At 69.8% G+C, this 11533-nt stretch carries 11 protein-coding genes; 7 read left to right on the top strand and 4 right to left on the bottom strand.

Annotated features, from left to right (window positions below; genetic code table 11):
• Positions 1-50 precede the first annotated feature (50 nt).
• Positions 51-1313, top strand: coding sequence for an aspartate kinase (locus CEY15_RS02705; protein ID WP_095717170.1), 1263 nt, complete (start codon positions 51-53; stop codon positions 1311-1313).
• 125 nt (positions 1314-1438) lie between these two features.
• Here the strand turns inward: CEY15_RS02705 and CEY15_RS02710 are convergent, their stop codons facing one another.
• Positions 1439-2293 (bottom strand): endonuclease domain-containing protein, encoded by an 855-nt coding sequence (locus CEY15_RS02710; protein WP_095717171.1) that lies wholly within the window; start codon positions 2291-2293, stop codon positions 1439-1441.
• Between the two features lie 386 nt (positions 2294-2679).
• Between CEY15_RS02710 and CEY15_RS02715 the strand changes: the two genes are divergently transcribed.
• Positions 2680-3714, top strand: coding sequence for an aspartate-semialdehyde dehydrogenase (locus tag CEY15_RS02715; protein WP_095717172.1), 1035 nt, complete (start codon positions 2680-2682; stop codon positions 3712-3714).
• Between the two features lie 67 nt (positions 3715-3781).
• Here the strand turns inward: CEY15_RS02715 and CEY15_RS02720 are convergent, their stop codons facing one another.
• The 3 genes from CEY15_RS02720 to CEY15_RS02730 all read right to left on the bottom strand — a co-directional run bounded on the left by CEY15_RS02720 (position 3782) and on the right by CEY15_RS02730 (position 7672).
• Positions 3782-5515, bottom strand: coding sequence for a sulfatase-like hydrolase/transferase (locus tag CEY15_RS02720; protein ID WP_095717173.1), 1734 nt, complete (start codon positions 5513-5515; stop codon positions 3782-3784).
• 107 nt (positions 5516-5622) lie between these two features.
• The gene (locus tag CEY15_RS02725) at positions 5623-6537 is read right to left on the bottom strand and encodes a formylglycine-generating enzyme family protein (RefSeq protein ID WP_245847151.1); all 915 of its coding nucleotides are present in this window, start codon (positions 6535-6537) and stop codon (positions 5623-5625) included.
• Between the two features lie 202 nt (positions 6538-6739).
• Positions 6740-7672: an NAD(P)-dependent oxidoreductase gene (locus tag CEY15_RS02730; protein WP_095717174.1), complete on the bottom strand. Its 933-nt coding sequence runs from the start codon at positions 7670-7672 to the stop codon at positions 6740-6742.
• A gap of 246 nt (positions 7673-7918) precedes the next feature.
• Between CEY15_RS02730 and CEY15_RS02740 the strand changes: the two genes are divergently transcribed.
• The 5 genes from CEY15_RS02740 (at position 7919) to CEY15_RS02760 (ending at position 11267) form a co-directional block, all read left to right on the top strand.
• The gene (locus CEY15_RS02740) at positions 7919-8149 is read left to right on the top strand and encodes a helix-turn-helix transcriptional regulator (protein WP_095717175.1); all 231 of its coding nucleotides are present in this window, start codon (positions 7919-7921) and stop codon (positions 8147-8149) included.
• Entirely contained in the window at positions 8146-8676 is a 531-nt protein-coding gene (locus CEY15_RS02745; RefSeq protein ID WP_095717176.1) for a hypothetical protein, read from the top strand. Before CEY15_RS02740 ends, CEY15_RS02745 begins: the two co-directional genes overlap by 4 nt.
• Before the next feature lie 196 nt (positions 8677-8872).
• On the top strand, positions 8873-9127 hold the full coding sequence (locus CEY15_RS02750) for a BatC protein (RefSeq protein WP_095717177.1): 255 nt from the start codon (positions 8873-8875) through the stop codon (positions 9125-9127).
• Positions 9128-9133: 6 nt separating this feature from the next.
• Positions 9134-10357, top strand: a complete 1224-nt coding sequence (locus CEY15_RS02755) for a cupin domain-containing protein (protein ID WP_095717178.1) — start codon at positions 9134-9136, stop codon at positions 10355-10357.
• 97 nt (positions 10358-10454) lie between these two features.
• On the top strand, positions 10455-11267 hold the full coding sequence (locus CEY15_RS02760; protein WP_095717179.1) for a sucrase ferredoxin: 813 nt from the start codon (positions 10455-10457) through the stop codon (positions 11265-11267).
• Positions 11268-11533: the final 266 nt, after the last annotated feature.

Below are 11533 nucleotides of genomic sequence, written 5' to 3' on the forward strand. Positions count from 1 at the left end.
CGTAAAGTAGGGCTGCGTTAAGCCGATCAACACCGGAAGGGTGTGACCGCGTGGCACTCGTAGTGCAGAAGTACGGCGGCTCCTCCGTGGAGTCCGCAGAACGTATCCGTCGGGTGGCCGAACGGATCGTCGAGACCAAGAAGGCGGGCAACGACGTCGTCGTCGTCGCCTCCGCGATGGGGGACACGACCGACGAGTTGTTGGACCTGGCCGACCAGGTCTGCCCCGCCCCACCGCAGCGCGAGATGGACATGCTGCTGACCTCGGGCGAGAGGATCTCCAACGCGCTGCTGGCCATGGCCATCAGCTCGTTCGGGATGGAGGCCTACTCGTTCACCGGCTCCCAGGCCGGGATCATCACCACCACCAGGCACGGCGACAGCCGGATCATCGACATCACACCGGGGCGGGTCCGCGACGCCCTCGACCAGGGCAAGATCGCCCTGGTCGCCGGGTTCCAGGGCGTGTCCCGCGAGACCCGGGACGTCACGACCCTCGGCCGGGGCGGGTCCGACACCACCGCGGTCGCCATGGCCTCGGCCCTCGGCGCCGACGTCTGCGAGATCTACTCGGACGTCGACGGCATCTACACCGCTGACCCCCGGATCGTCTCCGACGCCCGCAAGCTCGACTCCATCTCGTACGAGGAGATGCTCGAGATGGCGGCCGTCGGCTCGAAGATCCTCAACCTGCGGAGCGTCGAGTTCGCCCGCCGGTACCACGTGCCCCTGCGCGTGCGCTCGTCGTATTCGACCAACCCGGGCACGCTCGTGGCCGGAAAAGTGGAGGACATCCCCGTGGAAGACGCAGTCCTGACCGGAGTCGCTCACGATGCCTCGGAGGCCAAGATCACGGTCGTCGGGATCCCCGACCAGCCGGGGTACGCCGCCAAGATCTTCCGCGTGGTGGCCGACGCCGAGATCAACATCGACATGGTCCTGCAGAACGTCTCCAAGGCCGAGGGCAAGACCGACATCACCTTCACCTGCCCGCGCGAGGTCGGGGCCAGGGCCGTCGAGGTGCTCTCACAGGCCAAGGACGATCTCGGGATCGACCAGGTGCTCTACGACGACAACGTGGGCAAGGTCTCCCTGGTGGGCGCCGGCATGAAGTCGCACCCGGGCGTCACCGCGACGTTCTGCGAGTCGCTGTCCGAGGCCGGGGTCAACATCGAGCTCATCTCGACCTCGGAGATTCGCATCTCGGCGCTGGTCCGCGAGGACGAGCTCCCCGACAGCGTCCGCGCCCTGCACGCCGCGTTCGAGCTGGGCGGCGAGGAGGAGGCCCAGGTCTACGCCGGCACCGGCCGCTGACCCGGGCCCGGCGCCCCTCGCCCTCCCGGCGCTCCCCTCCCGGCGCCCCCAAGTCGAGAAGACAGTTCCGCACACATCGCCCGAGAGCGAGTGTGCGGAACTGTCTTTTCGTCGGCGCACTGCCGTCAGCCGCCGCGCTCGCGGACGCCGGCCCGGATATCGGCGGCGGTCGCCTGCGCGTCGCGGGTGACCATCGTGGTGGTGAGGGGGTAGACCAGCCATCCCGCGCGACGAAGTCGGTTCCAGCGGGTGAGGTCCTTGGCGTGTTGCGCCGGGTCGCGGTGGTGTTCACCGTCGTACTCGACGCCGACCTTGAGCTCCCGGCGCCCGAGGTCGAGGTGATACGGAAGGCCGGGCACGGGCACCTGCGTCTGGAACCCCGTGAGACCGTGATTCATCAGGAGCAGTCGGGTCCGCGTCTCCCACGGTGACTGGGCGCCGGTGTCACACAGGTCGAGCGCCGCCAGGACCTGGCGTTTGCCGGGGATCCGTCGGGGGTTCATCGCGAGTGGCCGGACGTCGAGCTCCGGGTCGACGCCGATGGACGGACCCGCATCCAGCGCGCAGACGGCGTCCGTCAGGTCACCTCGCCGCGCGATGTCGAACAGCGCCCACGCGGGGCTCGCGGCCAGGCCGGCACCCGCGGTTCCGGTCAGGTGGCACACGTGTTCCCGTGGGATCGTGTACTGGCGACCGATCATGCCGGGCCGACGTACCCGCGTCGAGCCGGCGGCGAACTCGTCGGGGTAGTCCCGCGGCGGGAACGGGTGGCCGTGTGCGTCGGCGGCCAGCCATCCTGTCGCGATCGCGCCGGGGTACAGCGCGGTGATCGCCGTGATCCGGGTGAGCGGGTGGTGGCGGTCGGCGGTGCGCGGGACCCACAGGCCGCGGTGGTGCGGGACGAGGCCGCTGGAGTGCAGGCGCCGCCCGCGTTCGGGGACGAGGTCGCGGGTGCGGCGGGGTGACGGGTCGGGGCGCATGGGGCAAGCGTCGACGACGACGAGCGTGGCATCCCTCGTCCCTCCCGCGATTTCGGCATAGTCTGTGGAGACGGGCGGCCCTGTGGAGCATCGGGCCCGCCGGCCCTGTGGAGCATCGGGCCCGCCGGCCCATCGAAAAGGACGTTTCGCACACTCCCTTTCGGCCGATGTGGGCCGAACAGTCTTCTCGTTGGTCGGCGATGCGAGATCGGGCGTGGGCTGCGGAGTCGCGGGGGCGGTGTGACGAGAGTCGCTGGAGGGCCTTCTCGGGGCCGGTAGACTGGGCGATCATCGGCCGACCCGAGCGCAGGGTGGAGTTCCCACCCGCGGGTGGCCGACCGCCGAGCCACCCCAGGCCACGAGAACACCAGGAGTTGACCTTTTCGATGACCACTGTCGCCGTAGTCGGAGCCACGGGCCAGGTGGGACGCGTGATGCGCGCCCTGCTGGAGGAGCGGGAGTTCCCGGCCGACAAGGTGCGGTTCTTCGCCTCCGCACGGTCGGCGGGCACCACTCTGCCGTTCCGTGGCGAGGACATCGTGGTCGAGGACACCGCCGCGACCACCGACGAGGAGCTCGCGGGCATCGACATCGCCCTCTTCTCGGCCGGCGGCACGATGTCCAAGGAGCAGGCGCCAAGGTTCGCGGCGGCCGGCGCCGTCGTCGTCGATAATTCCAGCGCGTGGCGCAAGGACCCCGACGTCCCGCTGGTCGTCTCCGAGGTCAATCCCGAGGCCGCGCAGAGCCCGCCCAAGGGCATCATCGCCAACCCCAACTGCACCACCATGGCCGCGATGCCGGTGCTCAAGGTGCTCCACGACGCCGCCGGGCTGCAGCGGCTCGTCGTCTCGACCTACCAGGCGGTCTCCGGATCGGGCCTCGCGGGAGTCGACACGCTCAACGACCAGGTGACCGGCAGTATCGGTGCGGGCCACGAGCTCGTGCACGACGGGCAGGCGCTGAGCGTGGACGACACCGGGCCGTACACCGCGCCCATCGCGTTCAACGTGCTGCCGATGGCGGGCGCGCTCGTCGACGACGGGTCCGAGGAGACCGACGAGGAACAGAAGCTGCGCAACGAGTCGCGCAAGATCCTCGGTCTGCCGGAGCTGCGCGTGGCCGGCACCTGCGTGCGCGTGCCCGTGTTCACCGGTCACACGCTGAGCATCAACGCCGAGTTCGAGCGGGACATCACCCCCGAGCAGGCGCGCGAGCTGCTGTCGGAGGCGGCCGGCGTGAAGGTGGTGGACGTTCCGACTCCGCTGGACGCGGCGGGCGTCGACGAGTCGCTGGTGGGCCGCATCCGGCAGGACTTCTCGATCGAGGGCAATCGCGGGCTCAACCTCATGGTGTCGGGCGACAACCTGCGCAAGGGCGCCGCGCTCAACACCATCCAGATCGCGGAGTTGCTGGTCAAGTAATCGGTCGCACTACCGGCTCGGGCGCTGCGGCATCGCGCCGCGGCGCCCGGCTCGGGTGGACGTGCTCTCAGGACATCGGCGCGGGCAGCGGTACCGAGCCCGACCCCGTGCCCGGTAGCGAACCGGTCACCGAGCCCGTCGGCCACACGTCGGGCATGGTGTGCGTCTCCTGCATCCTCTCCATCAACCTCGCCTGCATCATGGCCACGAGGTCGGGGCGGAACTGGAGCGGGGCGGTGGGGTCGGCGAGGTTCCGGAGCTCGTCCGGGTCGACAAAGGTGTCGTACAACTCGGTCTGGGGCAGTACGGCCCCGGCCGGGTCGAAGTACACGGCGTACTTGTACCTCTGATCCCGGATCGCACGGATGTGGTTGGGCTGGGTGACGATGTCCTGTCCGTTCGCGGCGGCGGCGTTCTGGTCGTCGAAGGTGAACATCACGCTGTCCTGCACCGACACGGTGGGCGTGGCCGGGGTGGCGACGGCCGCGGCGATCACGGGCGCGAGGCTCGTGCCGCGGAAGGTCCAGGCGCCGGGATCCGGGACCTCCGCGAGTTCCGCCATGGTGGGCATGAGGTCGACCAGCGACGCCAGCGCGTCTGTCCTCACCGGCTGCGGGAACATGACCGGATTACTCACGATCAGCGGGACCCGCAGTGTCTCGTCGTAGGCGTTGAAGGCCTTCTGCCGGAGTCCGCCGTGGGACATCCCCATCTCGCCGTGATCGGAGATGCGGAAGAAGGTCGTGCGGTCGCGCACTTCGGGACGTGAGTCCAGAACGTCGAGCACGGTCCCGAGGTGCTGGTCGACCACGGTGTGGAGGTAGGCGTAGAAGTTGGCGTAGTCGCGGGCGCCCCGCTCGGTGGGCAGGGGCCCCAGGCCGCCGGCGATGAGGAGCTGGGACTGCACCTGGGCTGAGGGCTTGTGGTTGAGCGCAAGCCGCTCGGTGTACGACGGCGGGAGGTCGATTCCCTGCAGGAAGGCGCCGGGGGCCGCGGAACCGTAGTTGTCGCACTCCCCGTCCTGCTGGTCCCACGACTTGGGGAACGACAGGATGTCGTGCGGGTTGGCCAGGGAGATGATGAGGGCGAACGGTTGCTCCTCGCTCTGCTCGACGGTGGACAGGAACTCGACGGCCTGGTCGATGACGTTGCCGTCGTTGTCCACACATCCCCCGCCGAAGTTCTCCACCGCCGTGTCGCCGCCGAAGTCCGGGCCCTGCCAGCCGAGGAAACCGTAGTCGGCGATGTCGTCCGGGGAGGGGCCGCCACCGTCGGCACCCTTGCTGATGTGCCACTTGCCGCGGTAGTGCACGCGGTATCCCGCCGACCCGAGGATCGTGGCCATGTTCTGTTCGGACGTGGGCAGGGTGTTCTCGAAGGGGGAGAGCGTCCCGCCCTCGGTGAGGGTCGCGGTGACGCCGTGCTCGGCCGGGTACTTGCCGGTGAAGAACGTGCTCCGGCTCGGCGAGCACATGGCCGTGGCGCAGAAGGCGTTCTCGAAGCTGAGCCCGTGGTCCATCAGGCGGCGGCGGTTGGGCAGGTTCTCCTCGGCCCAGCCCTCGGGCCAGTGCATCGGCGCTCGCTCCTGATCAGTGATGAACAGGATGATGTTGGGTCGACGGACCGAGCGTCCCGGCGGTGGGTCCTCGGGAGCGGGCTGCTCAGGTGGTCGGGGGCCACCGCTGCCGGTGGACGCGAGCACACCCGCGACGGTCGCGGCGGTGCCGAGCATGAAGTCGCGGCGGGGAATCTCCTGCGTCGCGGCGCGAACCACGTCCCATCCCGAGTCTGCTTCGCTCATGTCAAGAAACTCCTGTCCCGTGGACGCGATGACGCCGTGGGCCGGCCTCTCGCCTGGGGCCAACATAAGACAGACTGTGGTGCGATATGCGGGAATAGTTTATTTATTTAGACCCGTCTGATACAGCGGAATCCCAGATGGGAGGTCGAGGAATCCACGTCCTCGCCCTGGCGGGCAGCGGGCCGGTACCTCCGGCAGTAGTTCGGCGCACACAGGTGGGAGCCACCTTTGATGACCTTGCGGGCGTGGACACCGGGCGTGGCACCGCCGGGGCTGCAACACGAGGCCGGGCCGGTCACGGGCCCCGGTCCTGGGACGGTCGCCGCGTCGTGGTGGGAGGCCGTCGCGGGGGAGTCGGTCCATTCCCAGACGTTGCCGATCATGTCGACCAGGCCGAAGTCGTCGGCCGGGTAGCTCCCGACCGGACTGGTGCGGGTGTGGCCGTGCGGGTCCAGGTTCTGCCAGGGGAACTCGCCGTGCCAGGTGTTCGCCATGACGCGGCCGTCCGGCGCGAACTCGTCCCCCCATTGGTACAGGGTCTCGCCGCGGCCACCGCAGGCGGCGAACTCCCACTCCGCTTCGGTGGGCAGGACCAGGCCCGCCCACTCCGCATAGGCCGTCGCGTCGCGGTGGGAGATGTGGACGACCGGGTGGTCGTCCACGGCTGCCGCGTCGGCCGACTGGGGGTGGCGCCAGGAGGTGCCGGGTACGTAGTTCCACCACCGTCGGAAGTCGTCCAGTGGAACCCGGTGTTCCGGCGGGCCGAACAGGAGGGATCCGGCCACGACGAGGGCGGGGTCGGCGCCGGGATAGTCCGCCGGGTCGGGCGCGGTCTCGGCGGTCGTGATGTAGCCGGTATCCCGGACGAACTCTGCGAACTGGGCATTTGTTACCGGAGACCGGTCGATGTGGAATCCCTCCACCCGTCGCGCGTGCGCCGGGCGCTCTTCCGGATAGGCGAGGTCGCTGCCCATGACGAACTCCCCACCGGGGAGGTACACCATGTCCCTCGTGGTGCTCATGGGGACCTTTCCTTGCTCGGCGGTGGCCGTGTGCCGCTCCACGGTCGGAGCGCGGACCACGGGTCCGACACAGTGAGACGTGTCCACCGGATGATCCCATCATCGTCCCGGTGCCGGGCGGATGTGCGCGACGACGACGACGAAGGTCGCAGGGGAGGACGACGACGAGGTCCGGCTCGCGCTCCCCGTGCCCGGTGGGCCGTCAGTAACCGCGGCCGAACTCGACCACGGACAGCAGGTCCTCGCCGCGGACGAATCTGCGCAGGTTCTCCGCGAGCGGCCCGGCCATCTCCTCGGTGAGCCGCCCGGCCGGGTTGGCGACGTGCGGGGTGATCACCACGTTGTCGAGGGCGAACAGCGGGTCGTCCGGCGCGGGAGGCTCCGGATCCGTCACGTCGAGTGCGGATCCCTCGATCAATCCCGTGGTGAGGGCGCGGTACAGGGCCGCCTGGTCGATCAGGGGCCCGCGGGCGACGTTGACGATCCAGGAGTGCGGGCGTAGCAGCGCCAGGGTGTGGTCGTTGATCAGGTGTCGGGTCTCCGGGGTGTCGGGCGCGGCCAGCACCACGTGGTCGGCCTGTGCGAGCACCTCCTCGGTCCGTTCGGCCGGAACGGTGAGGGCGGCCCCCTCGACCGGACGGCCGGACCTGGTGACGGCGAGGGTCCGCGCTCCGCACGCGGTGAGCAGTGGCACGAGCTCGCGCCCGATTCCGCCGGCGCCGATGATCGCGACCGAGGCGCCCCGGAGGGTTCTCACGGCCGGATCGACGGCGTCCTTGGCCCAGCGTGTGTGGGCGGACCGGACCACCTGCCGGGTGCCCGCGAGCAGGAGTGCAAGCGCGTGCTCGGCGACTCCCCGGGCGTAGAAGCCGGAGGCGTTGGTCCAGGTCCGGCGGTCGTCGAGCACGCCCGCGGCGACGAAGCGTTCGATGCCCGCGGTGCTCAACGCCACCCACTCGACGTGGTCCGGCAGGGCCGGGACACCGTCCGGGCCCCCGATCCACACCAGGACCCGCGCCTCCTCGAGCGGGACCACCGACCCACCCGCGCCCTCCACCGCGGCGACGAGGTGGGGGTCGCGGGTCGGCTCGACGGCCACGCGCAGAGCGGCGGCGTCACCCGGGGTGGGGATCATCTCGGCAGGGCCTTCTTTCCCGTCTCGGCGATGGTGGACACGGTGAGGAGTCCGATCACGCAGACCCCGATGACCCAGTATGCGGGCGCCATGCCGCTGCCGGTCCAGGCGACGAGCTGCGCGGCGAAGTACGGCGCGGTCCCTCGATGACGACGACAACGCCCGCAGCAGAACGGGCCGAGCCGCCGCTCGCGGGAAGGTCAACTACTCTTGACACGAAAAGTCAAGGCTGGTTAACATCGGTCCATGGCAGTCCGAGAGTCCGATGCGGCCGGATCGAACCCGGTCCGGGAGTGCCGCAAGGTCCAGCGGGTCACCCAGGCCGAGCTCGCCGAGGCGGTGGGTGTCAGTAGGCAGACGATCATCGCGGTCGAGCGGGGCGACTATTCGCCGTCGGTGTATCTGGCGATCCGTATCGCGAGGACCCTGGGGCGGTCGGTCGAAGAGCTTTTCACTCTGGAAGAGGAGTCCCGATGAATCAGCGCAGCAGCGTGTTCGACAGGCTGTCGGACCGGGTGATGAATCTCGACAGCCCGGCGTACGGGGACGAGCGCGAGCGCACCGTGTTCATGGAGGCGAGTGCATTCGGACTCTCGGTCGGTCTGTACGCGGGGCTGGTGGGGTCCGTCGTGAACGCGGCGTTCGGCCTGATCCTGCTGCCGACGGTGCTCCTGGTGCTCACGATCCTGCCCGCGGCGGCCACCCAGTGGTACGCGCGGCGGCGGGGAGTCCACCTCAACGCCCTCGCCGAGAAGTCCGGGGCCAGGTCGACCATGGTCACCATGGTCGCGGTGTGCGCACTCATGGCCCTGACGTTCGCCGCGATGACCTACACCGTCTTCGCCGGTCAGCCACTCCTGCCCTTCCCCTCGGTCACGGTGACACCGGGGGATGGCCCTCTCGGGGGTGCGGCACAGGGCGCCGTGGTCGGTGGGATGGTCGGAGCGGTCGCCGGGATCATCGGTTCGGTTCTGAGCTACCGCAAGGCGAACCGCCGGAAGTAGCAGCGGCGCTGGCGGATCTCATCGCGGCCGGGGTTAAGGAGCGAGCCAGCACTGGCCCGTCGACCGGTCGTGCCTCGAGTCCCTCCGGTGGCATAGTGGCAATCGCAGCACCCATCGTGTCCGGGCCAGTCCGGGCAGTTGGCGACACCGCACGAATCCGTGCAGGTCAACGCCTGCACCGACGAGAGGATCGCACATGGCTATCAGTGACGACGACATGACGACCACCGGCAACTCGGGCGAGGGAGTCGCCGACGGCGGCTCGAACCCGCAGGGCCATGACGGCGGGGCCGACGGCTCGGCCAACAAGGGCGAGGGCACCGCCGACGGCGGCTCGAACCCGGGCGGACACGACGGTGGAGCCGACGGCGCGGCCGGCTCGGGCGAGGGTGTCGCCTACGGCGGCTCGAACCCGGACGGGGCCGATGGCGGCGCCGACGGCACGGCCTGAGTAGTAGTGCTCGAGCGGTGCGTCGCATGCGGGCGGGATGAGTTCGCGGCAGAAGTGTGGGGTCAGCGGCCCTTGCTGACCCCTGCGGCCGAGTTGCCACGCGACTTCTCCGATCTGCTGTCTCCGCAGATGGTCGACGAGATCATCGCCGAACGAGGGGTACGCACACCCTTCGTCCGGATGGCGCGGGAGGGCACGCTCGTCGACCGGGCGTGCTTCACCCGCGCCGGCGGGTTCGGCGCGCAGATGCCCGACCAGATCGACCCCGACGGCGTGCTCACGCAGTTCGCCGCCGGGGCGACGATCGTCCTGCAGGGCCTGCACCGGTTCTGGCCGCCGATCATCGACTTCGTCCGCGGCATGACCTCTGATGTCGGCCACCCGGTGCAGACCAACGCGTACATCACCCCGCCCGCGAACCGCGGGTTCGATCCGCACTACGACGTCCACGACGTGTTCGTCCTCCAGGTGTCCGGCACCAAGCGGTGGCGGGTGCACGAGCCCGTCCACCACCACCCGCTGCCTGATCAGCCCTGGACCGACCACCGCGAGGCTATCGCCGAGCGTTCGAGGGACGAGCCGGTGATCGACGCGGTGCTCGAGCCGGGGGACTGCCTCTACCTGCCGCGCGGCTGGGTCCACTCCGCCGAGGCGCAGGGCGACACCTCCATCCACCTCACCGTGGGCGTGGCCCCCTTCACCGGGCACGATGTCGCGACGGCGATGATCGAGGCGCTGGCCTCGGAGGAGGAGCTTCGCGCGTCGCTGCCGCTCGGGCTCGCCCCGGTCGACGCCGCTTCTACCGGGGAACACACTCGCGGGGTCCTCGACGTGCTGGCCCGGTTGATCGCCGAACAGCAGGATCAGCTCAGCGATCTCGCCGGCGACGCGCTGGCGACGCAGTACCTGGAACTCACTCGACCCGCCCCGGTCCGCCCGCTGGCCACCCTCGACGCCGTGGCGACCCTCGACCCCGAGACCCGGGTGCAGTGGCGCGACGGGCTGCACGGGCGGGTGGACTACGACGGCTCCGACGGCGGCAATCCGGACACTGTCGTGCTGAAGTTGCCCACCAAGTCGATCTCCTTCCCGGCGGTGTGCGCACCCGCCCTGCACGCCGTCCTCGAGGGCGCTCCCGTGAGCGCCGGTTCGCTGCCGGGTCTCGATGCCGACGACGGCCTGGTGGTTCTCCGGCGGTTGCTGCGGGAGGCAGTGCTGGTGGCGCTGTGAGGGCGGTGATCCTGTGACCAGGCCTGCGGACTGGGAACCGTGCAGCGTGTCCGCGCTGCGACGGGGCGACCGTCTGGAGGGTTCAGGCTCGCGGGGAATGCGCTGGCTCATGCTCGAGCTCTGCGGCCCCTGGGGGCATTCGGCGCTGCTCGAGTCGCCGGCGCTGTTGCCGTCCGAGCTGGGTCGGCAGATCGCCCAGCGCGCCCAGGCCGCCGACATCCGAGTCGCGGCGATCCGCCGTCCCGGCAAGCGTTCTGACCAGCGCCGCTGGCGATGGGCGCTGGCCGACGCCCGCCCCGGGCAGGAATCGCTGCGGTGGGGCGAGGTCGACGGCCCCGACGGCTACGCCGAGATCCCCCTCGACGGCTCCGTCGGCACACCGACCGATGAGCCGCTTGTGGCTATCTGCGCGCATGGCAAGCACGACCAGTGCTGCGCTGTCCGCGGACGACGAGCCACGTCGCTGATCGCCGAGCGCTACCCGGAGGCGACGTGGGAGTGCTCCCACCTGGGCGGAGACCGCTTTGCGGCCACCATGCTCCTGCTCCCGCACGGGCTCTACTACGGCCACGTTGACCTGGCGGCCGACCCGGCTGACATCGTCACCCGCTACAGCGAAGGGCGGGTCGTGCCGCGCTTCCTGCGTGGGCGCAGCAGCTACCCGGCGGCCGTGCAGGTCGCGCAGCACCACGCCCGGATGGCGTTCGGGGACGACCGTATCGATGCCTTCGCCCCGTTGGGCGTCGTCGAATCGGACGGGCAGGTGGAGGTGACGCTGGCGGGTTCGCCCGGCCCGGTCGAGGTGCATCTGCGGGAGACGTTCTCCGAACCGATCTTCACGATGTGTCAGGCGCGGTCGGCCGGGCCGGTCAGACGATGGGAGTTAGTGGAGATCTCCGGGGGCGGGTAGCGGGCGAGCGGGTGCCCAATGAGTCAATAGGCCGCCTGTGAAGTTCCCGATTCTCGAATCACAATTAGCACAGTGCATCGCCGAGACCGACCCGTCTAAAGTGCGATGGATTGTTAATGTCCAACGTGTGGAGTGCGTGACTTGCCTCGAACACCTGCCTCTTCAAACGCCGATGTTGCGGACTGCAGAGCACGCCTGAACTGCGGAGATGACATAACCTAAATTATCGGCACTCAACTCTCGGGAGTAGTGGTAGGTGCGGTTAC

Source organism: Dietzia natronolimnaea, from assembly GCF_002289575.1.
Classification (GTDB): Bacteria; Actinomycetota; Actinomycetes; order Mycobacteriales; family Mycobacteriaceae; genus Dietzia; species Dietzia natronolimnaea_A.

Excerpts from the sequence above, each read along its gene's own strand:
- CEY15_RS02710 (WP_095717171.1), bottom strand. The coding sequence starts at position 2,293 with ATGCGCCCCGACCCGTCACCCCGCCGCACCCGCGACCTCGTCCCCGAA.
- CEY15_RS02715 (WP_095717172.1), top strand. The coding sequence starts at position 2,680 with ATGACCACTGTCGCCGTAGTCGGAGCCACGGGCCAGGTGGGACGCGTG.
- CEY15_RS02720 (WP_095717173.1), bottom strand. The coding sequence starts at position 5,515 with ATGAGCGAAGCAGACTCGGGATGGGACGTGGTTCGCGCCGCGACGCAG.
- CEY15_RS02725 (WP_245847151.1), bottom strand. The coding sequence starts at position 6,537 with ATGAGCACCACGAGGGACATGGTGTACCTCCCCGGTGGGGAGTTCGTC.
- CEY15_RS02730 (WP_095717174.1), bottom strand. The coding sequence starts at position 7,672 with ATGATCCCCACCCCGGGTGACGCCGCCGCTCTGCGCGTGGCCGTCGAG.
- CEY15_RS02740 (WP_095717175.1), top strand. The coding sequence starts at position 7,919 with ATGGCAGTCCGAGAGTCCGATGCGGCCGGATCGAACCCGGTCCGGGAG.
- CEY15_RS02745 (WP_095717176.1), top strand. The coding sequence starts at position 8,146 with ATGAATCAGCGCAGCAGCGTGTTCGACAGGCTGTCGGACCGGGTGATG.
- CEY15_RS02750 (WP_095717177.1), top strand. The coding sequence starts at position 8,873 with ATGGCTATCAGTGACGACGACATGACGACCACCGGCAACTCGGGCGAG.
- CEY15_RS02760 (WP_095717179.1), top strand. The coding sequence starts at position 10,455 with ATGCGCTGGCTCATGCTCGAGCTCTGCGGCCCCTGGGGGCATTCGGCG.